Raw genomic sequence first — 22825 nt, 5'->3', positions numbered from 1 at the left:
GCAGAGATCATGCCTATGATCGACACGTTCGGTCGCGCGGTCACTGATCTGCGCGTCTCCGTCACCGGTCGGTGTGATTTCCGCTGCACATCTGCATCGCGGAAAACATGACATTCCTGCCGAAAAAGGATCGGCTCACGCTGGAGAAGCTGGATCGGCTCATACGGTCTTCCAATAACAAGACCGAACCAAACCCTCACAATCTGGCAACGGCGCGAAGCTCTTCCGCCGTCGTCGTGGGGAGATCAAAGAATTCGAGATAGGCCGGGATTTGCTCGAACAGCATGTCCGTTCCGACCTGATATTCGCAGCCACGAGCACGGGCAGCAGCCAGGAAAGGTGTTATCTCACGGCTCAGCACCACCTCACCAACGAAGGCTGAAGGCGCGATCCGGGACACATCGAAAGGCAACGGATCATCGTCATTCATGCCGAGTGGCGTGGCGTTGATGACGATATCGTAACCGTCCGGATCAGTCGTCCCATCTTCCACACCCAACCCCGGATAATGACGGCGCAACCGGCCCACCAAGCCCTGCCTCATGGGTATGGAGGCATCGAAAAGCGCCAGCTTAGCCAAGCCCGCTTTGGCAAGCGACGCAGCGATCGCCGAACCGACGCCTCCGGCGCCGGCCATGATCGCTCCTTTGCCTTCAATCTCCCGCCCTCTGCGCAGCATCCCGCGAACGAAACCCTCACCATCGAACATGTCGCCGACCAAGCCGCCATCCGGCCCGATCTTCACTGCGTTGCAGGCTCCGGCCACCTGCGCATTGGTGGAAATATCGTCCAGCAATCCCATCGTGGTGATCTTGTGCGGCATGGTGATCAGCGCACCATGGATGTTGGAAAGACGGAAGACCAGTTTCAGAAATGCCTTGTAGTCATCGGGCCGACATCCCATCGGCACCACGACCGCATCGATGCCGTTTTTCTCGAAATAAGGGTTGTAGATCAGCGGTGCCTTGAAGGAATGCGTCGGGTAACCAAGGTGCGCGATGAGTTTTGTTTTGCCGCTTATCATCGGCCTTACTTTCCGGCTATGAGCCTGTACCGCATCAATGCCGCCCGAGAATTTCACCAAGGAACTTCCGGGTGCGTTCATGTTGCGGATTGGAGAAGAACTCGGCGGGAGGTGCTTCCTCGACGATCGCGCCGGATGCCATGAAGATGACGCGATCGGCCACTTGGCGGGCGAAACCCATTTCGTGGGTCACGCAGATCATGGTCATTCCCTCTTCGGCCAGCGAGATCATCGTATCGAGCACTTCCTTGACCATTTCCGGGTCGAGTGCGGATGTCGGTTCATCGAACAGCATCGCTTTGGGCCGCATGCAGAGCGCGCGCGCAATGGCGACACGCTGCTGCTGGCCGCCGGACAACTGGGCGGGATATTTGTCCGCCTGCTCCGAAATCTTGACCCGTTCCAGCAGCTGACGGGCACGATCCTCAGTTTGCGCCTTGTCTAGACCTAGTGCCTTCATCGGAGCCAGCATGCAGTTCTGCAGCACGGTCAGATGCGGGAAGAGATTGAACTGCTGGAAGACCATGCCCACTTCGCGGCGGACTGCATCGATCGTCTTCGATCCGTGCCCGAGCATGATACCGCCCACATGGATGTCACCCTTCTGATAGGCCTCCAAGTGATTGATACAGCGGATTAGCGTGGACTTGCCGCTTCCCGAGGGGCCGCAAAGCACGATCTTTTCGCCCTTCGCGACAGACATGTTGATATTGTCGAGAGCCTTAAAGGCACCGTACCATTTTTCCACGCCCGACAACGAGATCATCGGCTCGGTAGTCATTGCGCTATTTATTGTCTGGTTCATCCATGAAACTCCGGATTTCTCGACGCGCACGCCCTAGCGGCTGGCGGTCAGGAATTTGCGTTCGAGATGGGCGCCATAGATAGTCAGCGGGCAGCACATCAGGAAATAGAGGGCTCCGACCACGCCGAAGACGGTCAACGGCTGGAAAATCTGGTTTGAGATGATGTTGCCGGCGCGGGTAAGCTCGGTGAACCCGACGATGGAGGCGAGCGATGTGCCCTTGATGAGCTGCACCAGAAAACCGATCGTGGCCGGAAGTGAGATCCGTATCGCCTGGGGAAGCACGACATCCTTCATACGGGAGACGTAACCGAGGCTCAGCGCCTTGGCGGCCTCCGTCTGCCCACGCGGGACAGCTTCGATCGATCCTCGCCAGATTTCCCCAAGAAACGCACTTGCATGGAGGGTCAAGCCGACCGACACCGCAGCCCACGCATCCATCTGGATGCCGATCAGAGCAAGCCCGTAATAGACGACAAAAAGCTGCATCAGAAGCGGGGTGCCCTGGAAGACTGCGATATAGCCAGCCGTCAGGCGCTCGACGATAAGGATGCCGGATGTGCGCGCCAATGCGACAATCAAACCCGCAATACTGCCACATATGAAGGCGACCACGGACAGCGCGACCGTCCATTTGAGGCCTGCCAGAAGAAAAAGGAGTTCTTCGCGTTCCATTCGATTTCCTCCTTATCTGACCGGATAGCTGAAATAGCGGGAGGAGAAGAGCGCGAAGACGCGCATCATCACCCAGGAAATGACGAAGTAGAACGCCGTCACGGTGAAATAGACCTCGAAGCTGCGGAAACTGTCAGACTCGATCCGCTGCGATACCGAGGTCAGTTCGTAAGCCGAGATGGCGGATGCGATGCTGGTCGTCAGTGTCAGCAGGATGAACTGGCTCGTCAGCGAGGGGTAGATCGCCCTAAGCGCCGGCTTGAGGATGATCAGGCGGAAGACCTGGGCCTCGTGCAGTCCGAGCGCCAGTCCCGCCTCCCTCTGCCCCTTCGAAATTGACTGCACGCCACCACGAATGATCTCGATGGCGTAGGCACCGCCATTAATGCCGAGTGCGATGATCGCTGTCGGCGTTGGATCGAGACGGATACCCGCCAATGGCAGTGCGAAATAGATGAAGAAGATCTGCACCAGAAACGGCGTGTTGCGGATCAATTCGACGAAGCCGATCACGAGCCAGCGCAGAGGCTTGAATGGCGATTGGCGTAAAATGACGCCGCCGATGCCGATCGCGATCGCCAAAAGCATGCCACAGATGGCCAACGTGAATGTTCCGAGACAGGCCCAAAGAAGGTTTGGCAGACCTTCGATAACCGGAGTGAAATCAAGGGTGTAGTTCATGATGTCTCCTGCGGCGCGTTTTCAGGACGGCTCGACCATCCCGGCCATGGCGTCGATCGCCAGTTCATAACCGCGGGCTCCGAAGCCGATCATGATGCCGGTCGCGGTGCGCGAAATCAGGGAGTTGTGATAGATGCTCTCGCGCGTATGCACGTTGGATATGTGCAGCTCTATCTTATGGCCGTCGAAAGTCTTCAGTGCGTCCAGAAGGGCGATGGACGTGAAAGTGTATCCGGCCGGATTGATGATGATGCCACAGGCATGTTTTCGCGCCTGATGCACGGATTCCACCAATTCGCCTTCGAAATTCGTCTGGCGGAAATCGATCGAGAAGCCCAGAGATGCGGCTTTCGCCTCGCATCGCTCGCGAATGTTGCCGAGGGTTGTCGTGCCGTATATGGCCGGCTCCCGCTCGCCCAGAAGATTGAGGTTGGGTCCGTTGAGGACAAAGATCGTCTTGTTCATGGAAAAACTCCGGGCAGCGTCGGCGCAAGGGTTTGTCATGCGCCGACGCTGGCACCTTACTCAGATGCCACCACGCGAAATTCAGAGTTTACGAAGAGCCGAAGCTCAACTCGCGGTGAACGGAATACCTTCGAGGCTCTTCGGGAATTCCGGCACCGGGACCTTCATCCACTTGTCGTAGATCTTCTTCAATTCACCATTGGCCTTGATCTTGTCGATGAACTCGTTCACCGCGACGTTGATCTCTTTTTCGCCCAAGCGCGTGCAGGCGCCGTTGTAGAGCTTCTGGAATTCGAGCTTGTTTTCGAATTTGCCCGGGACGGCCTTCTCGACGCGATCGAGGTAGAAGATGTTGCCGCCGAGCGCATCGACCTGGCCGGAAGCCAAAGCCTGAACGCTCGCCGCGTCCCCATCATACCGGCGAATGGTCGCGGTAGGCGGTGCGTTCTTGGTAACCTGAGTATCCTGTGCTGCACCCTTGGCGACGCTGATCGTCAGGCCGGCCATGTCATCATTCGTCTTGATCGACTTGTCCTTCGGCCCGATCAGAACAATGGCATTCGCATTGTAAGGCTGGCTGAACTGCACGGCCTTGGCGCGATCCGGCAACATCGCCATCGTCGCGAAAAGAATGTCGACGCGGCCTGATGTCAGTGCGGGAATGCGGTTGCTGACTTCCAGCGGAACGAATTCCACCTCGACACCGAGTTCCTTGGCGAACAGGGCGCCCATTTCGGCGTCAAAGCCGTCCTGCTTGCCTGCACTCGTGACAAAACCCCAAGGCGGGTTGTCGCCCTGAATACCGACGACCAGCTTGCCCTTGGCCTTGATCTCGGCCGGCGTGATAGCGGCTGCCGGTTGCGAAAGCGATGCTGCGGCGACAATTGCCGCGGCGCCCAACAAGGCGCGGCGTCGATTCAATTTGAATCCAAACATTAGGTGCTCCTCCTCCGATGGTCCAAAAACCTGCCAGCTCTCCTCCAGCTGGTGACAGGCCAAAGTTGACATAAGGCCATTTCCAAATCAACTGAGTTTTTCTATAATCTATGACAAAATAGAATTCGGCGCTTGCTTGGAATATTGCATTACGATTTGTGCAGTGCGAAATTATTGTTTCAGGAGGAGGAAACGATGAAAACATCGATTGCCACGGTATCGATCAGCGGAGAATTTCCCGAGAAACTGGCAGCCATTGCAGCAGCCGGCTTCGACGGAGTGGAGATCTTTGAAAATGATTTCCTGGCCTTCGACGGCAGTCCGGCCGATGTTGGACGCATGGTTCGCGACCAGGGCCTGGAAATCACGCTCTTTCAACCGTTCCGGGATTTCGAGGGCTTGCCGGAGCCGTTACGCAGCCGGACTTTTGATCGCGCCGAGCGCAAATTCGACATCATGCAGCAGCTCGGCACAGATCTCGTTCTCGTCTGCTCGAATGTTTCGCCGGCATCGCTTGGTGGTATCGATCGGGCTGCAGCAGACTTCTACGAACTGGGAGAGCGGGCGGCGAAGCGCGGGCTGAGGGTTGGCTACGAGGCCCTGGCTTGGGGCCGGCACATCAATGACCACCGCGACGCTTGGGAAATCGTGCGGCGTGCCGATCATCCCAACATCGGTCTCATACTCGACAGTTTTCACACCTTGGCGCGCAAGATCGACGTCGGATCGATCCGCTCCATACCGAAGGACAAAATCTTCATCGTGCAAATGGCGGACGCGCCGCTAATCGAGATGGAGCTGCTTTATTGGTCACGACATTTCCGCAATATGCCGGGTGAAGGCGACCTCCCAGTGCGGGAGTTCACCGAAGCCATCGCCGCGACGGGCTATGATGGCTATCTTTCGTTGGAAATCTTCAATGACCAGTTCCGCGGGGGCTCTCCAAAAACGATTGCGGCCGACGGTCACCGTTCGCTGGTCTATTTGGGCGATCAGGTTCGTCGAAATCCGCAGGCTGCGACACTGACCGTGGTAGAAATGCCGGATCGCGCTGCCGTGAAGGGTATAGGGTTCGTCGAGTTCTCGACGGATGAAAAAGACGGTGACAACCTTGCCGCCATTCTCAAGACGCTCGGTTTTCGCAAGACTGCTGTTCATCGCTCCAAGAAAGTCACGATTTTCGAACAGGGCAAGATCCGCCTGTTGCTCAACACCGACGAAAACGGCTTCGCCAATGCTTCTTTCGCGGTACATGGGACGTCCGCCTATGCGGTCGCGCTGATTGTCGATGATGCCGGCGCGGCCTATGCCCGCGCAATCGCGCTTGGCGCCGAACCATTCGAGCAAGGGGTCAGCCAGGGCGAAGTTCAGATCCCGGCGATCCGAGACGTGGGCGGCGGATTGATTTATTTCCTCGACGAGCAAAGCAACCTTGGCCGGTTCGCGGAGATCGACTTTACACCGGTCTTCGAAGACACGGACATCTCCGCAGCGCATCTTGCCCATATCGATCACGTCGCCCAGACCGTCGCTTACGAGGAGATGCTGACCTGGCTATTATTCTACACTTCGATATTCGAAGCCGAAAAGACCCCTATGGTCGACATCATCGACCCGTCCGGAGTGGTGCGCAGCCAAGTGGTCGAGAATAGGTCAGGTAACCTGCGCCTGACGCTGAATGGAGCGGAGAACCGACGCACTTTGGCTGGCCATTTTATCGCGGATCCGGGCTGGAAAGTGCCGGCCGAACTTATGGGCAAGGCAGGCAACCATGGTTTGCAGGATACCGATCAACTAGCGGCGTTCCTCGAAGGCGTGGAGGGATAAATCATCGCAGCGATTAAGGGGATGACCATTATTTAAAAACCCGCGGCAGAGATCATGCCTATGATCGACACATTCGGTCGCGCGGTCACTGATCTGCGCGTCTCCGTCACCGGTCGGTGTGATTTCCGCTGCACCTATTGCATGGCGGAAAACATGACCTTTCTGCCGAAGAAGGACCTTCTGTCGCTGGAGGAACTAGACCGCCTCTGTTCCGCCTTCGTGGCCAAGGGCGTGCGGAAACTGCGGCTGACCGGCGGCGAACCGCTGGTGCGCAAGAATATCATGCATCTGGTACGCTCGATCGGCCGCCATATCGAAACCGGTCATCTCGACGAGCTGACGCTCACCACCAACGGCTCGCAGCTTTCCCGCTTCGCGCAGGAGCTTTACGACGCCGGCGTGCGGCGCATCAATGTCTCGCTCGATACGCTCGATCCGCAAAAGTTCAGGGAAATCACCCGCTGGGGTGATTTTGCCAGGGTCATGGAAGGCATAGATGCCGCCCAGAAAGCTGGACTGAAGATCAAGCTCAATGCGGTGGCGCTGAAAGGTTTCAACGAACACGAGATCCCCGACATGCTGCGTTTTGCGCATGGTCGCGGCATGGATCTCACCGTCATTGAAACCATGCCGATGGGCGAGATCGAGGAAGATCGCACCGATCGTTACCTGCCGCTTTCGGTGCTGCGCGAAAATCTCGAGAAGGAATTCACCTTCAGGGACATCCCGTTCAAGACCGGCGGCCCGGCGCGTTATGTGGAAGTCGCCGAAACCGGCGGCCGCATGGGCTTCATCACGCCGATGACCCATAATTTCTGTGAGGGCTGCAATCGCGTGCGCCTCACCTGCACCGGCACGCTCTACATGTGCCTCGGCCAGAACGACGCAGCCGACCTGCGCGAAGTGCTGCGCGAAAGCAACGACCCGGCCCATCTGGCTGCGGCCATCGACGAGGCGATCGCCCGCAAGCCCAAAGGCCACGATTTTATCATCGACCGCAACAACCGGCCTGCCGTATCGCGGCACATGAGCGTGACGGGTGGCTAAGCGGGCATAAATTTCGTCACTCATTTTCAGTTGTCAGGACCAGCCGAAAGCCTCTCAAGTCTCGTAGCGTCCAAGACTACAATGGTCTGAACATTTTCGACCTCAATGACGCGCATGCGGCGTAGACGGCTGAGCGTACGGCTCGTCGTCTCTATTGTGAGTGCGAGAAAATCGGATAAATCGGTCCGAGAGACAGGTAAGCTTAGGCGAGATCCGTCCTGAAGGCCGCCATATTGCCAACGTGCGATAATCATCAGAAAGCTAGCGAGCCGCTCGACCGCACTTTTCCGACCGATGGCAAGAAGCCATTCTCTAGACTGCTCTAAGTCATCACCTATGCTCTTGATCACTTCTATGGCGAGTTCATGGGATTCGCGAACAAGCTCGTCCATTACAGAAGACGGGATTAAACAAATTTCCAGTTTGGTCGCCGCGGATATGTGCATGGGCCTCGTTGCAGTTGGCGGCGTAATAATTCCCGGCGCGAACTTCAGGCCGACAATCTGCCGCCGCCCGTCGCGTAGAGTTTTTGCGAGCACGGCGACACCATCGATAATGATGAGAAAGTTGGAAGACAGCTCACCCTCGAAAACTATGGTACCGCCGAGATCGGCGACTCGCCTCGTGCCAACTTTGCTTAAATTTCGGATGTGCTCAGCGTTGAGGGCAATCTCGATTTTGCCATCGGGCGCACCGCTCTCGAGACCGCACAAAACATCCCTGCGCCCATCCAGTCCGTTCTCACTCATTTGTTGCCCTTCGATATCGATTGGGCACACATGAACAGTTATTGAGATTTACGCCTGACCGACATCAAACGGCGCAAAATATCTGAGGGCACCATGCGCTGGCACAACAGGCTTTGTACCCTCACCTCCGTCACATTGACAAATAGGAGGTGGCAATGTCGTTCCTCGGTTCCGTTGACGGAATCGAACCAGCGATCCGCTTCACTAGCCCTCGCAGTGAACGGTGGTCAGATCTTTCCGCCGAGGGCCACTCTGCTTTAATCTAACCTATAGACGACCTAGGCGTCGACCGAGCCTCAGTTTTGGAAGAAGGTCCTACAAGGGTTGAAACTGTAGCGTGGTTCACTAGTTTTGCGTCCGGTCAAGTTTCGTAATAGCTGGTTAGCTGGTAAGTCATCGTAACATTTACACACCCTTGTCTAAACGTGACGCGGGAATGCACATGTTTGAGCAGAAGTCCAAAAAGCGCCGCCGCAAAAATCACAGCGAAGCTCGCCTCGCAGCCATTGTGGACAGCTCCTTTGATGCCATTATCAGCAAAGATCTGGCTGGGACGATTGTTAGTTGGAACAAGGCTGCTGAAAGGCTTTTCGGGTTTACGGCCGAACAAACTATAGGACGTTCGATCTACGTCCTCATACCTGACGACCGCCACGATGAGGAAGTTGAGATCATCCGGCGCATTAAGCTAGGCGAACAGATAGAGACCTTCGAGACGCTGCGCCATACTCAAGCAGGGAGGCTGGTTCCAGTTTCGATCACGATCTCACCGATCAAAGACAAGCGCGGCAGGATTATTGGTGCCTCAAAAATCGCCCGCGATATTTCTGAAAGCAAGGAAAATGAGCGCCGGCTCAAACTGCTTATGCGTGAGATTAACCACCGGGTTAAAAACCAGTATGCCGTTATCCTTTCTGTTATCACCCAGACCGCCGCGCGCGAACAGGATATCAAAGCGTTTGAGCGACGTGTTCGGGAGCGCATTATGGCGCTTTCCCATTCTCAGGATTTGCTGTCTTCGGTCGACTGGGCAGGCGTAGAGCTAAAGGCACTGGTCTCGCACCAGGTCCGACCATTCGCCACAAATGGCGTTTTCTCATCCTCCGGACCTGACATCTTGCTCGACGCGAATGCTGTGTTGAACATCGGCATGGCCCTCCATGAATTGGTCATCAACCGTTTGCAGTTTTCTGGATCGGAGCTATCCGATGTGGATCTGTCATGGACACTTGCGAGTGAACCTGAAGGCGAGCAGTTCAAATTGGTTTGGCGTGAGACAGGTGTCACCGAGCCAGATCTCCTAGCCCGCGGCAATGGGTTCGGTTCCCTCGTTTTAAAACGCATCGTCGCGGCCGCTCTCGGGGGGACATGCACATGGACCGCTACTGAGGATGCTATTGTCTGGACGCTGATCGCACCCCTGCCCCGCATTCAGATCGGGCTGGAATGAAGGGGGACCCTGATAGAGGTCGCGCAAACGTCTTCCGGATAAGTCATTTGCTCGGCTTTGGGCAACTGTCTTCGCGGGACCGCGGATACAGGCGTGCGCATCGCTCGATCATGAGAGTCCATTACATATTGCCTTGAGACTTGGCTCATCCTCGCTCATATAAGGACATCGACACAGGCATTCCGGGGGAAACCATGGACACGACCAAGCGTCACTCCACGTCACGCGAGCGGTTTCTCGAGGCTGTTCTACACAGCGCAATCGATTACGCGATCATCTCCATGGATCTTAATGGCCTGGTGACAATCTGGAACGAAGGGGCTGTCCGCATCCTAGGCTGGAGCGAAGAAGAGATGCTTGGCCAACCGGCAGGGGTTTTCTTTACAGAAGAGGATCAGCAGAATGCCATTCCCCAGCAGGAGATGCGCGACGCTCTGGAGCATGGCCGCGGAAATGACGAGCGCTGGCATCTGCGGAAAGATGGTTCGAAAATCTGGGCATCCGGTGAAATGATGGTGCTGCGCTCCGACGGCGGTTCGCCCGAGGGCTTCCTCAAGATCTTACGCGACCGCACGGAAGAGCGGCACCGTCAGGAGCGCCAGAAGCTTCTGATGCATGAGCTGAACCACCGCCTCAAGAACACCCTTTCGGTGATCCAGTCGATTGTCACGCAGTCCCTGCGTGGTGCAAGTTCTGTCGCTGAAGTAGGATCGACGCTGCAAGACCGCATTTCGGCTTACTCGCGCGCGCATGACATTTTAATGCACGAAAACTGGTCCAGCACAGATCTCAAAACAGTCGTCGCGAGTGCGGTTTCCAGTCTCGGGCTAGAAGGAAGCCCACGTTTCCTGTCGAGTGGACCCTACGTCGAACTCGATCCACAAGCAGCCTTAGCGATATCGCTCGTTCTTCACGAGCTCGGCACCAACGCGCGAAAATATGGGGCCCTGTCGAATACTGACGGTCTCATTACGATGCGCTGGACTGTAACAAAGGATGCTGGGGAGCCCTCGATTGAGGCGACATGGGCAGAGAGTGGTGGGCCAAAAGTGGTTCCACCAAGCAAGAAAGGATTTGGGTCAAGGCTGATCAGCGTGAGCCTTGCGAGTTTCGGTGAGCTCTTTATCGACTTTTTGGAAACTGGTTTGGTCGTTAAGCTTCGCGCCCCTCTGGCGAAACTTCAGCGGCAGCTTCACGAGGCGGAATAGCTTTGGCGGTCTCGTCGATTTTGACGGGACCGTCATTGTTGGTTTCCATGGGAACTGAGTGTGATGGAAGCATCCAACTCGATCGCAAGAGAGAGCGTCTGAGCACGGCCTTCAAAAGAATCTAGAACGGCCTGATGGAAGGCTGCACGGCACATCGCCCTCGAATGTTATTATACAGCATCATAGCGGCCCTTGGCTGATTATAAGTTCGCAGACGATGGAGCTTTTTGCCCCCAGATCGCATGTGTCCAATACCGGACAAAAGAAGGGGTTGAGTTGGATGTTTATGAGATCGTAAACCAGCTCCATTAGGGTCTGCGCAGATTCAATTTGAGGTGAGTCACTCGTGCTCGCCGTAGGGATGACACGTGACGCAAGCCGATCCTAGCCAGACATGGTCAAACCCCGAGGGCAAACGGCTTCAAGAAGTGAGGAGCTACGGCTTTCTGCGAGCTGGAAGCAGAAGTTCTTTGGATCAGATCGTAAAACTCGCGGCAAGAGTTTTCAATGTTCCTACGTCGTTGCTGTCCTTCCTCGATGAAGATACCCAGTGGTTCGCCGCACAGACCGGCTTCGATCCTTGCGGAACGACACGAGACCTTTCATTTTGCGCCCACGCGCTCGATAGCGCCGAGATACTTGTTGTTGCCGATGCTCGCGCTGATGACAGGTTTCGCTCAAATGCTCTTGTAACAAGTGATCCTTTCATTCGATTCTACGCCGGGGCGCCGCTTGTAACGTCAAAGGGCCATATACTCGGCACGCTGTGCATCATCGATACTCTCCCGCGAGAGGATTTCTCCGCTGAGGATCGGGAAACGTTGCAAGCGATGGCGAACCTGGCCATGGATCAACTGGAACTCAATCGCTCTGCAGAAATGCAAAAAGCGGCGCTCTGTCTCAACCAAACTTCTCCTGACGCAATCATCCACATCGACGCTGGCGGGATGATCATGTATGCTAATCGCGCCGCGCGTACCATTTTTGGATACCAAGAGGACGAACTGGTCAATTCGCCGATAGACAAGCTACTTCCTGTCAAACTGCAGAAGAAAATGGCGGCCGTCGTTCGGAAGTTCAGAGCCTCCAGATCCGAATTCCTCTCTTTTACGCCAATCGAAGCGATCGGCTTACACAAAAGTGCCGGTGAAATACCGATCGAGTTCTCAGCAGGAATTTGGGCGAGCAACAAAAGTTTTTGCATGGGGGTGATCGTCCGCGATATCGAAGAACGGAAGCGCCGGGAAGCATCTTTCGAAATGCTATTTGATCGTAATCCAATTCCAATGTGGATCTTCGACGCAGGTTCACTCGATTTTCTCGCGATCAATGACGCCGCCTGCGCACTGTATGGCTACACCCGCCCGGAAGCACTTACGAAGAACGCATTGGATATGCGGCCGGCGGAAGAGCGTGAGGAAATCCGTGCAACAATTAAAGATTTCGGCGACTTCTACCAGTCTGAGCGTCCCGGGACGCACGTAGCTGCGGATGGCGGCTTGCTCCGCGTGCTCACCTTCGCTCGGCGGCTTAGGCACAATAACAAAGACTGCGTGGTGGTAGCAAATGTCGACGTAACTGAGCGTGACATGGCACAAAACCAGCTGGCTAGCACAGAAATCTTCTTAAACGCAGTGGTCGAAAGCATTCCCTCCATGGTTTTCGTCAAGGACGCAGCCAGCGGGAAATTTGTGCTCCTTAATAAAGCAGGCGAGAGACTTCTCGGCACCAGGCGCGAAGATCTGATCGGCAAGTCGGATTTCGATCTGTTCGACGTGAAGGAGGCGGAGCGTTTCAGAAAGGCTGACGAAGCCGTCATGGCTTTGGGGGAATTGGTGACAATCGAGAACGAACCCATCTCGACGCCAGCCGGAATGCGTTCACTTCGGACGCAAAAGATCGGAGTCCCGGATGCCAATGGTAATCCACGCTACCTTCTTGGCATTTCCGAAGACGTCACCGAACGATTGGAGGTCGAGCAGCAAAACCGCCATATGTCGTTGCATGATATCTTGACCGACCTTCCAAATCGACATTCGTTTCAGGTTGGTTTGGACCGGCAACTGGCCTCCTCAGAACCATTCGCACTAATCATGATCGACCTGGACCGGTTCAAGGGGATCAACGATACGCTCGGACATCAGGCAGGAGATGAACTCCTCAGACAGATCGCGCGCGAAATGGTCTCAGTAAAAGGCGATCAGGATATTGTTGCGCGTCTCGGGGGCGACGAGTTTTCCGTGATCCACAAGCTGGACGGAGCAGGCGACGCCTCCGCAAATAAGCTTGCGGACCGCCTGATTTCGGTTCTGGCGAAGCCTTATATTATTGATGGTCATGCCGTGTCGATCGGCTGCAGCTTGGGCATTGCCATTAGCCCGGGACACGGCTCGACGGCGGACGTCCTGATAAAACGTGCTGACCTCGCGCTCTATGTTGCGAAATCGACGGGCGAAGGCGAAGCTCGACTGTTCGAGAGTTCGATGGAGACTAAAGCAGACCGCGAGCGGCTTTTGCGAGGCGAACTTCAAAACGCCCTTACAAACGAGCAGTTTCATCTCGATTTTCAGCCCATTGTAGACGCGGAAACGGGTAAGATAGTATGCTGTGAGGCGCTTCTGCGCTGGAACCATCCAAAACTCGGCTCTATTTCGCCGACAGAATTTATTCCGGCAGCCGAGGCGTCCGGCCTGATCGTGTCCATTGGTCGTTGGGTCCTGGAGCAGGCATGCAATGACGCATCAAGATGGCCATCTGACGTTAAGGTGGCAGTTAACCTGTCTCCCAGGCAATTCTCTGGCTTCGGCTTGGCGGCAAGCGTTGCAAAGGCGCTAGCCGTTTCAGGCTTGACGCCGGACCGACTTGAACTTGAAATCACTGAGTCGGTATTTCTATCCGATACCGACGACAACATCCGAGTTCTGAATGGACTCAAAAGCCTCGGCGCGCGGATTGCGCTCGATGATTTTGGCACTGGCTATTCAAGCCTTGCTTATCTCCGCAAGTTCTCGTTTGACAAATTGAAGATCGACCGATCGTTCGTTACGGATGTAGCAGTCTCGGACGAAAATCTGGCGATCGTGCGAGCAATCATAGGACTTGGGCGAAGCTTCTCCGCGATCGTTACAGCTGAGGGCGTTGAAACCAACGACCAGTGTGACTGCCTGAGAGTGGAAGGTTGTGATCAGCTTCAGGGATATCTCTTTAGCAAGCCCGTTGCATCGGCGGAGTTGATCCCAATGCTACGAGAGGCTCAGTCCGGACAGTTCACCGCAACTTGCAGCGCACGATAAAACTCTGGGTGCTGCCTCTCGAATTCCTTTCACTTGCATCGAGCCAGATGGTGCGCAGCGCCGTCCAGCACCAGGCCGGCTACCACCCGCCAGAGCGTAACGGCACGTTTGCGCTCCTGCTTGATCGATTGGTCCAATCGGAAAACGACCGAAACCGTACCGATATCGGGAACAAGCTCTTGCCCGGAAACTGAATAGTGCTCATATGCGGAAAACCGGTTGCGCCCACTGTCTCCCGGGCGCCAGCTGTTTCCCTCTGGAGGTTTCGACCTTCCAATTTCAAGGGCCGCGGTTTCGCAGGCCCTTTTTTCTTACAACGAATTGACCAGTGGCTTCTGTGCTGTGCGCGAAAACGGCTTCGAATGTAGTGCCTCGGTCGGTCACTGAAGCCTTTGCTTGATACCCATATAATCGACTTAATACCCTATAGACTGCTTTGCGGCGCCGAGCGAGGAAAGTCCTGCGAAGAGCCCGTTTTCTTTAAGGTTTAGTATGAGACGAGTGCCGGCGATTAGTGGGAAGAACCGACTGTCGCGCACTGGTTCATACCAAACCCCTTGAAGTTGCGTGCACACATCCTAGAATAGAAATCAACCCAACGTAACCGTGCCGGTGGACCATACGTTTGTTGAACGATGTTTTATTTGTCGCAGAAATTTCCGAAGCCGCGCCGCCCGAAGCGGGTTTCTTTTCCTGGGATGTGGGTGACAACATCCTCCGTGCCGATGGCGCACTTGCCTTGCTGTTTGGGCTGCACCCGCGAGATGCGGCTGCGGGTCTGTCAATTGAAGTGTATATGGAGCGGGTTCATCCAGAGGACCGACCACGCCTTGCAAGAAAGATACGTGACAGCATCGTTGCTGACAGACCGCAGCAAGAAACCTACCGCGTTTTGAACAGCCTCAATGAATATAGCTGGGTAACGGGTTATGGGAGGGGGTTCCGCAACGAACTTGGGGATACGGTTCGCTATGTCGGTATTGTGGTCCACGCGAGTGAAGAAGCGCGCGGCGCCGATTTACAACACTGAAGTTGGAACGGGTGGGTTCGGTTCAGCTAGCGTGTCTCTGATCTTCGGTCCGTGACATAGCGCTGAGCGTCTTCAGGATGGAGCAGACGCCCGAATGGCTTGTGGAGTAATAGATACTTTGGGCATCTCGGCGCGTAACCACCAACTGATCTGCCCTCAATTTCGCCAAATGTTGCGACAGGGCAGACTGGCTCAGTCCGACCAATGAGGCTAATTCTCCCACACCCAACTCCCGCTCTGAAATGAGCTTTAAAATCTGGAGGCGTTTTTCGTTGGCCATAGCGGAAAGAAGTTTGACGTCGCGCTCAATATTGTTTTCGGTGCTCACCGTATTGATCCTGACAAATAATCAGCTAAAACAGACAAACGTCATACAGCGCTGCACGATTTAGTCAATCGGGACGTGCGCGTGACGGAGACATTCGGTACGCCTCCGCCCTGATAAAAGTGATGCTACCTTAACGGCAAACTTATATGCCGCCAATCTTGGCGCCACCGTCACGCCGCAGGCAAGGCGGCACATCCTCGAGCGAGGCAAGCTTCCCGTTTTGCTTCAAGAAACGCTCGAAGTTCTTGCGGACGGCCGAGATCGGCCACCGACCTCCGGCAGCTTCGTGGCAATATCGGCTCAAAGTCTGGTATGCGAGGTTCCGCTTCTCCTGTGGCCACTCATCGAGAAAATCGAAGACATCGTCGAGGCCGGTGATTTCCTGCACGAAATACCGGCGCTGAGCGTAGAGCGGTGTGTCGAACAGAGCGAGCGCCATAGTAACCTCCTTGCTTGGCTCGATTGGTCGAACTGTGGAGGCCGGCCCTCCCGGACCGGCCGCCGATCGTTATCGTGAGGGTTTCGCTTGAGGCGAGGGGTTCTGGATTCTGCGCAGCAAGTCTGAGAATGCTTCCCGGACAGTGCTTTCCGTTTGAGGCCTCTGCGTCTGCGAACCTGAACTGCGAAGGGTTTCGCACGAGACTTCATGGCGATCACCCGATCAAGCGACCTGGCGATCTGCTTCCAGCTGAAGCGGCTCGTTTTGAAACGTGGCACCTCCAATGGCGATCTTCCGCGGCTTCATTGCCTCGGGGACTTCACGCTTGAGGCTCACTTGTAGGAGACCATTGGAAAGCGATGCGTCCTCGACCCGGACATGGTCCGCAAGCTCGAACTTGCGCTCGAAGCCGCGTCCGGCAATCCCGCGATGCAGATATTCACCGTCTTTTGTCTCGGCCTTCTGGCCTTTGACGATCAGGACGTTGCGTTCCTGGGTGATATCGAGATCACCTTCGCCGAAACCTGCGACCGCCATTTCGATGCAGTAATCGTTTTCGCCGGTCTTGACGATATCATAGGGCGGCCAGCTATCGACCGCATGCAGGCGCTGAGCATTGTTGAGAAGATTGAAGACGCGGTCGAAGCCAACGCTGGACCGGTACAGTGGTGCGAAATCGAGATCAGCTCTCATTACCATATCCTCCGTAAAGCAACATGGAAGGGGCGCGGAACTCCCGCTGCCCCGGCTCTTCGGCTCCCTTTGGGCCGCCGACGGCAACAATTTAATTTCGCGATTTTAGTCGTTCAAGAGCATCGGAGAATTTTTCCTCATCAGATGTCGCGATCGTGCCGCGATTCTTGGAATTCCTAGTCGGAGCCAGGAGATAAGAATATTTGGATGGATCGATATGCACATAGCCTGCAGCTACTTTGCATTCGATGAGAATTCCAGAGATTCCGCGAGCCCAATTATGTGATGACGAAGTGCCTTGGATAACTTCCAATAAGCTCGGTTGAGAGCCCTGCCTTCAGCGGTAAGGAGATAAACTACCAGCGGATCATTAGCAGGCAGCGCACCCCCATGGGTAGAGATCGCCTTTTCTCCATCAAAAAAATCCGATACTTTAACATTCAATACATCCGCGATTTGCTGAAGCCGGCTTGCGCTCACCCGGTTAGTCCCACGCTCGTATTTCTGAATCTGCTGAAACGTAACTCCGAGGGCTCCGCCTAGAGCGGACTGGCTTATGCCGGCGACTTGCCGAAAACGCCGCAAGTTGCTTCCCACAGTGACGTCGATAGGATCAGGGGAAAATGTAGGCATTTAGCTTCCTCTCATCTTTATGCCGTTTTCTTTCCTGACGACCTTACTCTCAGGACGATGATCGCGCAGCAAACTCGTGGCAATGAGCCGTGGCAGCCACTGTATAAATTGATTGCCAGCCAGACGCAGCACTACCTACTGCTGCATCTTCGGCGTAATTGAGGCAATTTTGCTAACGATTTGCACGCAGAGATCCGAGCTTCTCCGAGCAAGCTGCGGCAGTGAAAACAGTCCTTGCAAAATGGAGCGGGTGAGCGGAGACATCGCCGGGCGAGAACGCGTTCATTGAAAACGGAGTATCTTTATCTCACATCATGCAAATTCTTGACCTTCACGAATGTCCATGGATGGCAGACACTGTCGCTGATCGAATCTGGCGGGAATGGTGGCGTGACGTCAGCACCGTCGACCATGTTAAGTCCAAGGTGCAGGATACGATGCGCGGAAGGGCCTTCCCTTTCACGCTGGTTGCGGTGAAGAACGGTTTTTTCCTAGGAGCTGTCTCTGTAGTGGAGAGCAACACTGGCCCACGGAGGGACCTCTCACCGTGGCTGTCTGGTTTGTGGGTCGAAGAAACTGAGCGTCGAAAAGGAACTGGCTCATTATTGATCGCGGAGGCCATCCGGCGCACCGAGCGGTTAGGCCGCACTCCCCTCTACTTAACGGCAACGGATGACGGAATGCAGTTCTACATGCGAAGAGGTTGGACAGTTGTGCAAGCGCCTGGAGAATATGTCCATGTGCTGAGCTCTTCTGCGAGCAGTTGATACGGTAACAAGTGAGTTCCATGTGGCTGCCAATTTGCCATGCTTTACCTGATAATCCGCTGCAGCCCTAAGATCAACGCGGCATTATTTGGAAGGCCGGCATCACAGCTCGCCCGAGTTGTTTTCCAGCGCTGGAGGCGCAAGCGAAGATCACGTGCCTGCGGTGATATGCTTTTATCCGCGATAGCGCTCATCGCCGCGTCGAAAATGGCACCGCTATTGAGGCTGCAAAAATAGAGAACGCAACGCTGGAAAACGCGTGACAAGATCTCGGTATAAGCATTTACGCGCTTCAGCCCGCAGAAACGGTGGCGTTATGACTTAGAACAAGTTAGCATTTGTCATAATTAAGGTACATCGGGAATGAGATTTGCCAGACAAAATAGTCAGTATTTATGAGCGAGATGACGTGTGGGTTGTAGAGGTTTCAGAAGAAGGCCGTTCGTTTGAGCGAACATTCCGATTCCTTGACCATGCGGACTCATTCGCCGCCGGCCAAGGAATTCGGCTAAGCAGGCCGGTTACAGCTTCTCAATCGCGGAGGACTGGCCCAACAGACCCAGATGGAAAAGCCCTACAGGATTCGGACTAGCTCTTCACCGTGCCAAACACCGTGGTTTTTGCCGCAAATGGCCGCGCCGCTTTGCGAAAAAAGGATCGATCCGAGCTTAGGCGGCGCTCAAGGCTCCCTGGAGACATCGTTGTCATGGGCTTGGAGCCAGCACTATGTTTTTTGATCGAGCCGGGCCGCTAATAGAACAGCTTGTCTGCGTTAGCGTTACGGCACTGGGGGTATTCAAAAATGACGAAAACGAACATTAGTGGGTGGAAACGTGAACGGAAGGTTCTCAGAAGAATTCCGAAGCAGGATCGAGCGCTCGATCGTGTCATGAGCATTTTAAGTGTTGCTGAGAAGCTGATCGGCGAACATGGAATCGATGCAGTGACGATGAAGGAAATCGGCAGGCAGTCCGGTGGACCAATCTCGTCGGTGTATCAGTATTTTCCGGATAAGTCGGCTATCCTTGCCATGCTGCACGACCGCCATGTGAACCTGACCCGTCGTCTTGTGGTCGAAGTGGTGGCAACTATCAAATCCCGCGAAGATGCACTCAAGGCGCCCGGCAAGCTGTTCGACGCCTACTATCGAGCAATGCGCGAGAACGCCGCCGCTGTTCAGATCCTGACAGCCATAAAGGCGAGCAAGAGCCTAGCCGAGCAGGATATTGAGGAAACGCGGTATCAGGTGCAGGATTTCTATGAGGCGACCGAGCAGTTCGTTGCAAAGTCGAGACGGGCTGATTTTAAAGCGGCGCTGTTTCTGATGTTCAATATGGCGGATGCGACGTTGCGTCTCGCTCTCACATCACCGCCACAGGAATCCGATACCTACATCGCCCATTTCAAAGTCATCGTTCAAACTCAATTGACGTTCTTTCTTGACGGAGAATGGCCGAAATGGCCGGCCGCGATTACGGCAAGAGCCTGAGAAAGAGCCGCCCAGTTGGGCGGATCGTTGATCAACGCGTCGCCGCCTAACAGCCCATTGATTGTACCGGCGGCGCTGAGAGCTGACCGCTAACTACCCGCCCGCTGATCATGGGCGATCCACGTATGGTTCACGAATGCTCAGCGACCGAGCCAGCCCTATCGCTTCGTGGTCTCTTTTGCGAGACGCTCTCTACGATTGAAATGAACGTGGGTAATGTTCGCCAGTGCTCGATTGGGCAAAGCGCCTTCAGACGCCAGTTGGGGTAACTCGTATCAGTCCCCGGGACATTTGTTGGCCGTTCGTCACCAAGGAGATCCGCGAGTCGCACGGCAAATAGTTTGCTGTCCAGCCCCGCGGCATAGCTATGGATGGCCTGCTGCAGGGCTTCAGCCTTCGCAACGTTGGTGCTTTCCATCTTCTCGCCAAACAGGTGAAGCCAAAGCGCGGATCTCAGCCCTTCGCGATTAGAGCTCTCGATCGCGATCCCGCTCTCATCCAGGAGGCCAAGGGAGTGGCGCAGCGCTATGTCATCATGTTTCCACCATCCGCCCAGCGGTACGAGATCATGGGTTGAAAGGCAGAACAGGGATTGAGGATGCATCGGGTCGGCTCGCTCGGTGGAGATCTCTGGCTCAAAGTACATGACCCTGTAGCTGTGCATGCCAACATGCGACAGGACCTCACGGAAACCATCGGGGACATTGCCAAGATCCTCCCCGACAACCACCGTTTGGCTGCGCTGAGATTCTATCGCAATTGCGTTGAGAGCCTCGGCAAAAGGATAGTGCAGATAAGTCCCTGTCGATGTCGGCCGCCCCTCCGGGACCGCGAACAAACGCCAGAGGCCCATGACGTGGTCAAACCGAACTAGCCCTGCGTACTGCATAACCCGTCGAATGTCGGCTACTGCGTCACTTTCCTGCTGATGAGGCGCTGGCGAGGGGACGGCGAGGCCCCAATTCTGTCCGTGAACGCTGAACGGGTCAGGCGGTGCGCCGATCGAAAAGCCTTGGAGATAGGCATCAGGCTTACTCCACGTTGCGGAGCCATCAGGTGATAGTCCAACCGCGAAATCAAGGTACAGGCCAAGACGTAGCCCGCTCGCGACGGCCTGAGCTGCGACGTCTTTCAACTGAAGATGAGCTATCCACTGCATCCACTGATGGAACTCGATTTCAGACTTATGATTTGCGGCGAAGACAGTTACCACTACGCTGCCTGGACGCTGAAACGGCTCGGGCCAGCTACGCCAGCCAGCGCCTCGACCCTTGGCGACCATTTCATGTGACAACGCTTCGAAAAGCGCGTGCCGGCGCAGCGCTGCACCTTCATCCGATACGAATGCGTTGAAGGATCTACGGCTGAACTCGTCATCGCGACTGAGATCCCGACGCCAGTTTGACCATGCGTCCCGCAGCGTTTCGATCTTCAACCTCTGAACAGCGTCATAATCGACGTTTTCGCTCAACCTTACATTCAATTTTGCCTCGCTGTCCTGTAAGATAGAAGAGTATCCCGGAGCGCGATCGACCGCGATGTATATTGGGTTGAGAAACGTTCTGCTCGACGGCGAGTAAGGTGAACAGCGATCTGGATCAGCTGTGAAGAGCGCATGTAGCGGACTAATCCCGACAAAATCGGCTCCTTCTCCTGCGGCAATGCTGCAAACAGCGGCCAAATCCTCGAAATCGCCGATGCCCCAATCACGTTCGGATCGCAGCTCGTACATCTGCACAGCGATGCCCCATACTCGGGTATCGCGGAGCCAGTCGGGAGAGAAGCAAGTATTGGCCACGGATGCGATGACGCCGTCGAGATCATAATTTGGCGTGGCCGCTGCCTTTTCGAAAATCGCTGGTCCGATAGCCGCAACCAGCTCTTCAATCGTCTCCGATGGCACCTCGGTGATCAAGCCATCGATTCCGAGATAATGAAGCGCAATTCCAGCCTTCCGGGCGATTTGGTCCAGCTCCGAGCGTGTCATCAAATTTTCCCTCGGCCAAGAGCAAAAGTGCTCTGCCAACATGCCCCAATCTTCGATCGAGACAGATGTTCCCGAGAAGGCAGGCAATCCGCTTGAGGGTGCAAGAGCGTATCAGATCAGTCGCACAGCACGTCCCGCTATACCCAATGCCAATCTCGGGATTTTGGCCCCTTATCGGCGTGCATTGGGTATGTGGTGCACTGACTAAACGGTCAACTCGGCAGGGAGGAAAGCCGAAACTGGGCTCGCATGGCGCTCAAATCATTTACTGCACCATGTTCAGCCACGATCACCTGACGCAGTTCGCTTTCTACGTGATGCGGCAAACCTTGACCGTTTTCGCCCAACGGCAAATTTGGTAACGTTTCATCTGATTGAAGACGGCTGCCCCTTCAAACCGGAGATACACGTTTCCGCAGTTCAGGCTGAGAATTACCAAATTAGACGTTTGCCGATGTTGCTGGCATGAAGACCATTATACCCGCATTGGCTCCAAATCCGGACAACGTACCGGGAACCGTCGTACATTTGAGGCTTTCTACTACTATGGATTGAGATGAGGCGCGATATCAGGCCCTAAAGGACGGCGATTTAGGTTGGTCCGTTGTTGACCGCCTTACGGGCCGTGTGCTGCGCATTCGCAACCTGCCGATGCTGTGTCTGAGCGAGAGTGCAGCCAGAGCGATCGCAGACTACGCCAACCAATTTGGAAACCTGATCAGTACGCTGCATTGAACAGCCTGATAGCGGTCGCACGGGGGAGCATACAAAACTTCAATTCTCATGCTTGGGCGTGCCGCAAAAACCTTCTCAGGTCTTAACCGCCAAGCAAACCTTTTCATTAACCATTCGCGTTTAGCTTTGCGTGTGGGAACCCACTCGTGTATCGCGTCTCCTTGGTTCTTCGCACTTCCTCAGCCCGCTTCGGCGGGCTATTTTTCTTGCCGAGATGAGACTTCGTCGGACAGGATCGAAGTTAACAAGCCATTTGCACGCGAACCGCATTGGAGCATAACTTTTCTTTAACAGTGGATACTCTGTCCTCGTTTGCGCCTTACGTAATCTTTCTTCCGCTGGCGCGAGGCTTCAAATCAAAATTCTCTGTCTGCGCCTACGACCTCCGAACTCGGATTTTCTCGAAGACTAAAAACGACGATCGTGGTGCCAATGATGCAAAGCATCCTCATTTGTGACAGTGTCTCCGCCTTAGAAAAGGAAGACATGTGAGACGTGACCGTGTCGATTGCAGGCAACGATGGCACAACGCAGTCTCCGTCATAAGCAACTCTGGACGCATCA

19 protein-coding genes and 2 pseudogenes are annotated in these 22825 nt (G+C 55.1%); 9 read left to right on the top strand and 12 right to left on the bottom strand.

Features of this window, described 5'->3' with window-relative positions; genetic code table 11:
- Window positions 1-9 precede the first annotated feature (9 nt).
- Window positions 10-161 (top strand): annotated as a pseudogene (locus GAO09_RS06840) (GTP 3',8-cyclase MoaA); the annotation flags it as partial.
- A gap of 35 nt (window positions 162-196) precedes the next feature.
- Here the strand turns inward: GAO09_RS06840 and GAO09_RS06835 are convergent.
- From GAO09_RS06835 to GAO09_RS06810, 6 genes are all read right to left on the bottom strand, one after another.
- Window positions 197-1024: a shikimate dehydrogenase family protein gene (locus GAO09_RS06835; protein WP_153353295.1), complete on the bottom strand. Its 828-nt coding sequence runs from the start codon at window positions 1022-1024 to the stop codon at window positions 197-199.
- A 34-nt stretch (window positions 1025-1058) separates the two neighbouring features.
- The gene (locus GAO09_RS06830; RefSeq protein WP_153353387.1) at window positions 1059-1790 is read right to left on the bottom strand and encodes an amino acid ABC transporter ATP-binding protein; all 732 of its coding nucleotides are present in this window, start codon (window positions 1788-1790) and stop codon (window positions 1059-1061) included.
- A 72-nt stretch (window positions 1791-1862) separates the two neighbouring features.
- On the bottom strand, window positions 1863-2504 hold the full coding sequence (locus GAO09_RS06825) for an amino acid ABC transporter permease (RefSeq protein ID WP_153353294.1): 642 nt from the start codon (window positions 2502-2504) through the stop codon (window positions 1863-1865).
- Window positions 2505-2516: 12 nt separating this feature from the next.
- Window positions 2517-3185: an amino acid ABC transporter permease gene (locus GAO09_RS06820; RefSeq protein ID WP_153353293.1), complete on the bottom strand. Its 669-nt coding sequence runs from the start codon at window positions 3183-3185 to the stop codon at window positions 2517-2519.
- A gap of 21 nt (window positions 3186-3206) precedes the next feature.
- Window positions 3207-3650: a type II 3-dehydroquinate dehydratase gene (locus GAO09_RS06815; protein ID WP_153353292.1), complete on the bottom strand. Its 444-nt coding sequence runs from the start codon at window positions 3648-3650 to the stop codon at window positions 3207-3209.
- 105 nt (window positions 3651-3755) lie between these two features.
- Complete coding sequence (locus GAO09_RS06810) at window positions 3756-4586, bottom strand: transporter substrate-binding domain-containing protein (protein WP_153353291.1); 831 nt, start codon at window positions 4584-4586, stop codon at window positions 3756-3758.
- 195 nt (window positions 4587-4781) lie between these two features.
- Here GAO09_RS06810 and GAO09_RS06805 point away from each other — a divergent pair.
- Window positions 4782-6311: pseudogene (locus GAO09_RS06805) on the top strand (TIM barrel protein); the annotation flags it as partial.
- Window positions 6312-6467: 156 nt separating this feature from the next.
- Window positions 6468-7460: a GTP 3',8-cyclase MoaA gene (moaA, locus tag GAO09_RS06800; protein ID WP_153353290.1), complete on the top strand. Its 993-nt coding sequence runs from the start codon at window positions 6468-6470 to the stop codon at window positions 7458-7460.
- A 26-nt stretch (window positions 7461-7486) separates the two neighbouring features.
- Here the strand turns inward: moaA and GAO09_RS06795 are convergent, their stop codons facing one another.
- The gene (locus GAO09_RS06795) at window positions 7487-8209 is read right to left on the bottom strand and encodes a Crp/Fnr family transcriptional regulator (RefSeq protein WP_153353289.1); all 723 of its coding nucleotides are present in this window, start codon (window positions 8207-8209) and stop codon (window positions 7487-7489) included.
- Between the two features lie 442 nt (window positions 8210-8651).
- On the opposite strand from GAO09_RS06795, the gene GAO09_RS06790 reads away from it, so the two are divergent.
- From GAO09_RS06790 to GAO09_RS06775, 4 genes are all read left to right on the top strand, one after another.
- Entirely contained in the window at window positions 8652-9659 is a 1008-nt protein-coding gene (locus tag GAO09_RS06790) for a sensor histidine kinase (RefSeq protein WP_153353288.1), read from the top strand.
- 194 nt (window positions 9660-9853) lie between these two features.
- Entirely contained in the window at window positions 9854-10867 is a 1014-nt protein-coding gene (locus GAO09_RS06785) for a sensor histidine kinase (protein WP_153353287.1), read from the top strand.
- A gap of 470 nt (window positions 10868-11337) precedes the next feature.
- Window positions 11338-14160, top strand: a complete 2823-nt coding sequence (locus GAO09_RS06780) for a bifunctional diguanylate cyclase/phosphodiesterase (protein WP_209018634.1) — start codon at window positions 11338-11340, stop codon at window positions 14158-14160.
- A gap of 625 nt (window positions 14161-14785) precedes the next feature.
- Window positions 14786-15190 carry a PAS domain-containing protein gene (locus tag GAO09_RS06775; protein WP_153353285.1) on the top strand — a complete coding sequence of 135 codons (405 nt, stop codon included), beginning with the start codon at window positions 14786-14788 and terminating at the stop codon, window positions 15188-15190.
- 22 nt (window positions 15191-15212) lie between these two features.
- On the opposite strand, the gene GAO09_RS06770 is transcribed toward GAO09_RS06775, so the two are convergent.
- The 4 genes from GAO09_RS06770 to GAO09_RS06755 form a co-directional block, all read right to left on the bottom strand.
- Window positions 15213-15518 carry an ArsR/SmtB family transcription factor gene (locus GAO09_RS06770; protein WP_324185296.1) on the bottom strand — a complete coding sequence of 102 codons (306 nt, stop codon included), beginning with the start codon at window positions 15516-15518 and terminating at the stop codon, window positions 15213-15215.
- Between the two features lie 142 nt (window positions 15519-15660).
- Complete coding sequence (locus GAO09_RS06765) at window positions 15661-15957, bottom strand: DUF982 domain-containing protein (protein WP_153353284.1); 297 nt, start codon at window positions 15955-15957, stop codon at window positions 15661-15663.
- A 222-nt stretch (window positions 15958-16179) separates the two neighbouring features.
- Window positions 16180-16650, bottom strand: a complete 471-nt coding sequence (locus tag GAO09_RS06760) for an Hsp20 family protein (RefSeq protein ID WP_153353283.1) — start codon at window positions 16648-16650, stop codon at window positions 16180-16182.
- A gap of 234 nt (window positions 16651-16884) precedes the next feature.
- A complete protein-coding gene (locus GAO09_RS06755) occupies window positions 16885-17283 on the bottom strand; it encodes a helix-turn-helix domain-containing protein (protein ID WP_153353282.1) in 399 nt (132 codons plus the stop codon).
- Window positions 17284-17597: 314 nt separating this feature from the next.
- On the opposite strand from GAO09_RS06755, the gene GAO09_RS30460 reads away from it, so the two are divergent.
- Together GAO09_RS30460 and GAO09_RS06745 are read left to right on the top strand one after the other, a co-directional pair.
- Window positions 17598-18050, top strand: a complete 453-nt coding sequence (locus tag GAO09_RS30460) for a GNAT family N-acetyltransferase (protein ID WP_153353281.1) — start codon at window positions 17598-17600, stop codon at window positions 18048-18050.
- An 802-nt stretch (window positions 18051-18852) separates the two neighbouring features.
- Entirely contained in the window at window positions 18853-19539 is a 687-nt protein-coding gene (locus GAO09_RS06745; protein ID WP_153353280.1) for a TetR/AcrR family transcriptional regulator, read from the top strand.
- Window positions 19540-19669: 130 nt separating this feature from the next.
- Here GAO09_RS06745 and malQ read toward each other — a convergent pair whose 3' ends face one another.
- On the bottom strand, window positions 19670-21526 hold the full coding sequence (malQ, locus tag GAO09_RS06740; RefSeq protein ID WP_209018632.1) for a 4-alpha-glucanotransferase: 1857 nt from the start codon (window positions 21524-21526) through the stop codon (window positions 19670-19672).
- Between the last annotated feature and the right edge of the window lie 1299 nt (window positions 21527-22825).

The organism is Endobacterium cereale (assembly GCF_009617585.1).
GTDB lineage: Bacteria > Pseudomonadota > Alphaproteobacteria > Rhizobiales > Rhizobiaceae > Neorhizobium > Neorhizobium cereale.
The sequence above is the reverse complement of the archived record's forward strand: the minus strand, read 5'-3'. Positions and strand labels throughout refer to the sequence as shown.

What these genes read in the sequence shown, in the direction of transcription:
- GAO09_RS06825 (WP_153353294.1), bottom strand. Translation starts at nt 2,504, where the DNA reads ATGGAACGCGAAGAACTCCTTTTTCTTCTGGCAGGCCTCAAATGGACG.
- GAO09_RS06785 (WP_153353287.1), top strand. Translation starts at nt 9,854, where the DNA reads ATGGACACGACCAAGCGTCACTCCACGTCACGCGAGCGGTTTCTCGAG.
- GAO09_RS06815 (WP_153353292.1), bottom strand. Translation starts at nt 3,650, where the DNA reads ATGAACAAGACGATCTTTGTCCTCAACGGACCCAACCTCAATCTTCTG.
- GAO09_RS06795 (WP_153353289.1), bottom strand. Translation starts at nt 8,209, where the DNA reads ATGAGTGAGAACGGACTGGATGGGCGCAGGGATGTTTTGTGCGGTCTC.
- GAO09_RS06765 (WP_153353284.1), bottom strand. Translation starts at nt 15,957, where the DNA reads ATGGCGCTCGCTCTGTTCGACACACCGCTCTACGCTCAGCGCCGGTAT.
- malQ (WP_209018632.1), bottom strand. Translation starts at nt 21,526, where the DNA reads ATGACACGCTCGGAGCTGGACCAAATCGCCCGGAAGGCTGGAATTGCG.
- GAO09_RS06745 (WP_153353280.1), top strand. Translation starts at nt 18,853, where the DNA reads ATGACGAAAACGAACATTAGTGGGTGGAAACGTGAACGGAAGGTTCTC.
- GAO09_RS06835 (WP_153353295.1), bottom strand. Translation starts at nt 1,024, where the DNA reads ATGATAAGCGGCAAAACAAAACTCATCGCGCACCTTGGTTACCCGACG.
- GAO09_RS06790 (WP_153353288.1), top strand. Translation starts at nt 8,652, where the DNA reads ATGTTTGAGCAGAAGTCCAAAAAGCGCCGCCGCAAAAATCACAGCGAA.
- GAO09_RS06830 (WP_153353387.1), bottom strand. Translation starts at nt 1,790, where the DNA reads ATGATCTCGTTGTCGGGCGTGGAAAAATGGTACGGTGCCTTTAAGGCT.
- GAO09_RS06755 (WP_153353282.1), bottom strand. Translation starts at nt 17,283, where the DNA reads ATGCCTACATTTTCCCCTGATCCTATCGACGTCACTGTGGGAAGCAAC.
- moaA (WP_153353290.1), top strand. Translation starts at nt 6,468, where the DNA reads ATGCCTATGATCGACACATTCGGTCGCGCGGTCACTGATCTGCGCGTC.
- GAO09_RS30460 (WP_153353281.1), top strand. Translation starts at nt 17,598, where the DNA reads ATGCAAATTCTTGACCTTCACGAATGTCCATGGATGGCAGACACTGTC.
- GAO09_RS06760 (WP_153353283.1), bottom strand. Translation starts at nt 16,650, where the DNA reads ATGAGAGCTGATCTCGATTTCGCACCACTGTACCGGTCCAGCGTTGGC.
- GAO09_RS06820 (WP_153353293.1), bottom strand. Translation starts at nt 3,185, where the DNA reads ATGAACTACACCCTTGATTTCACTCCGGTTATCGAAGGTCTGCCAAAC.
- GAO09_RS06810 (WP_153353291.1), bottom strand. Translation starts at nt 4,586, where the DNA reads ATGTTTGGATTCAAATTGAATCGACGCCGCGCCTTGTTGGGCGCCGCG.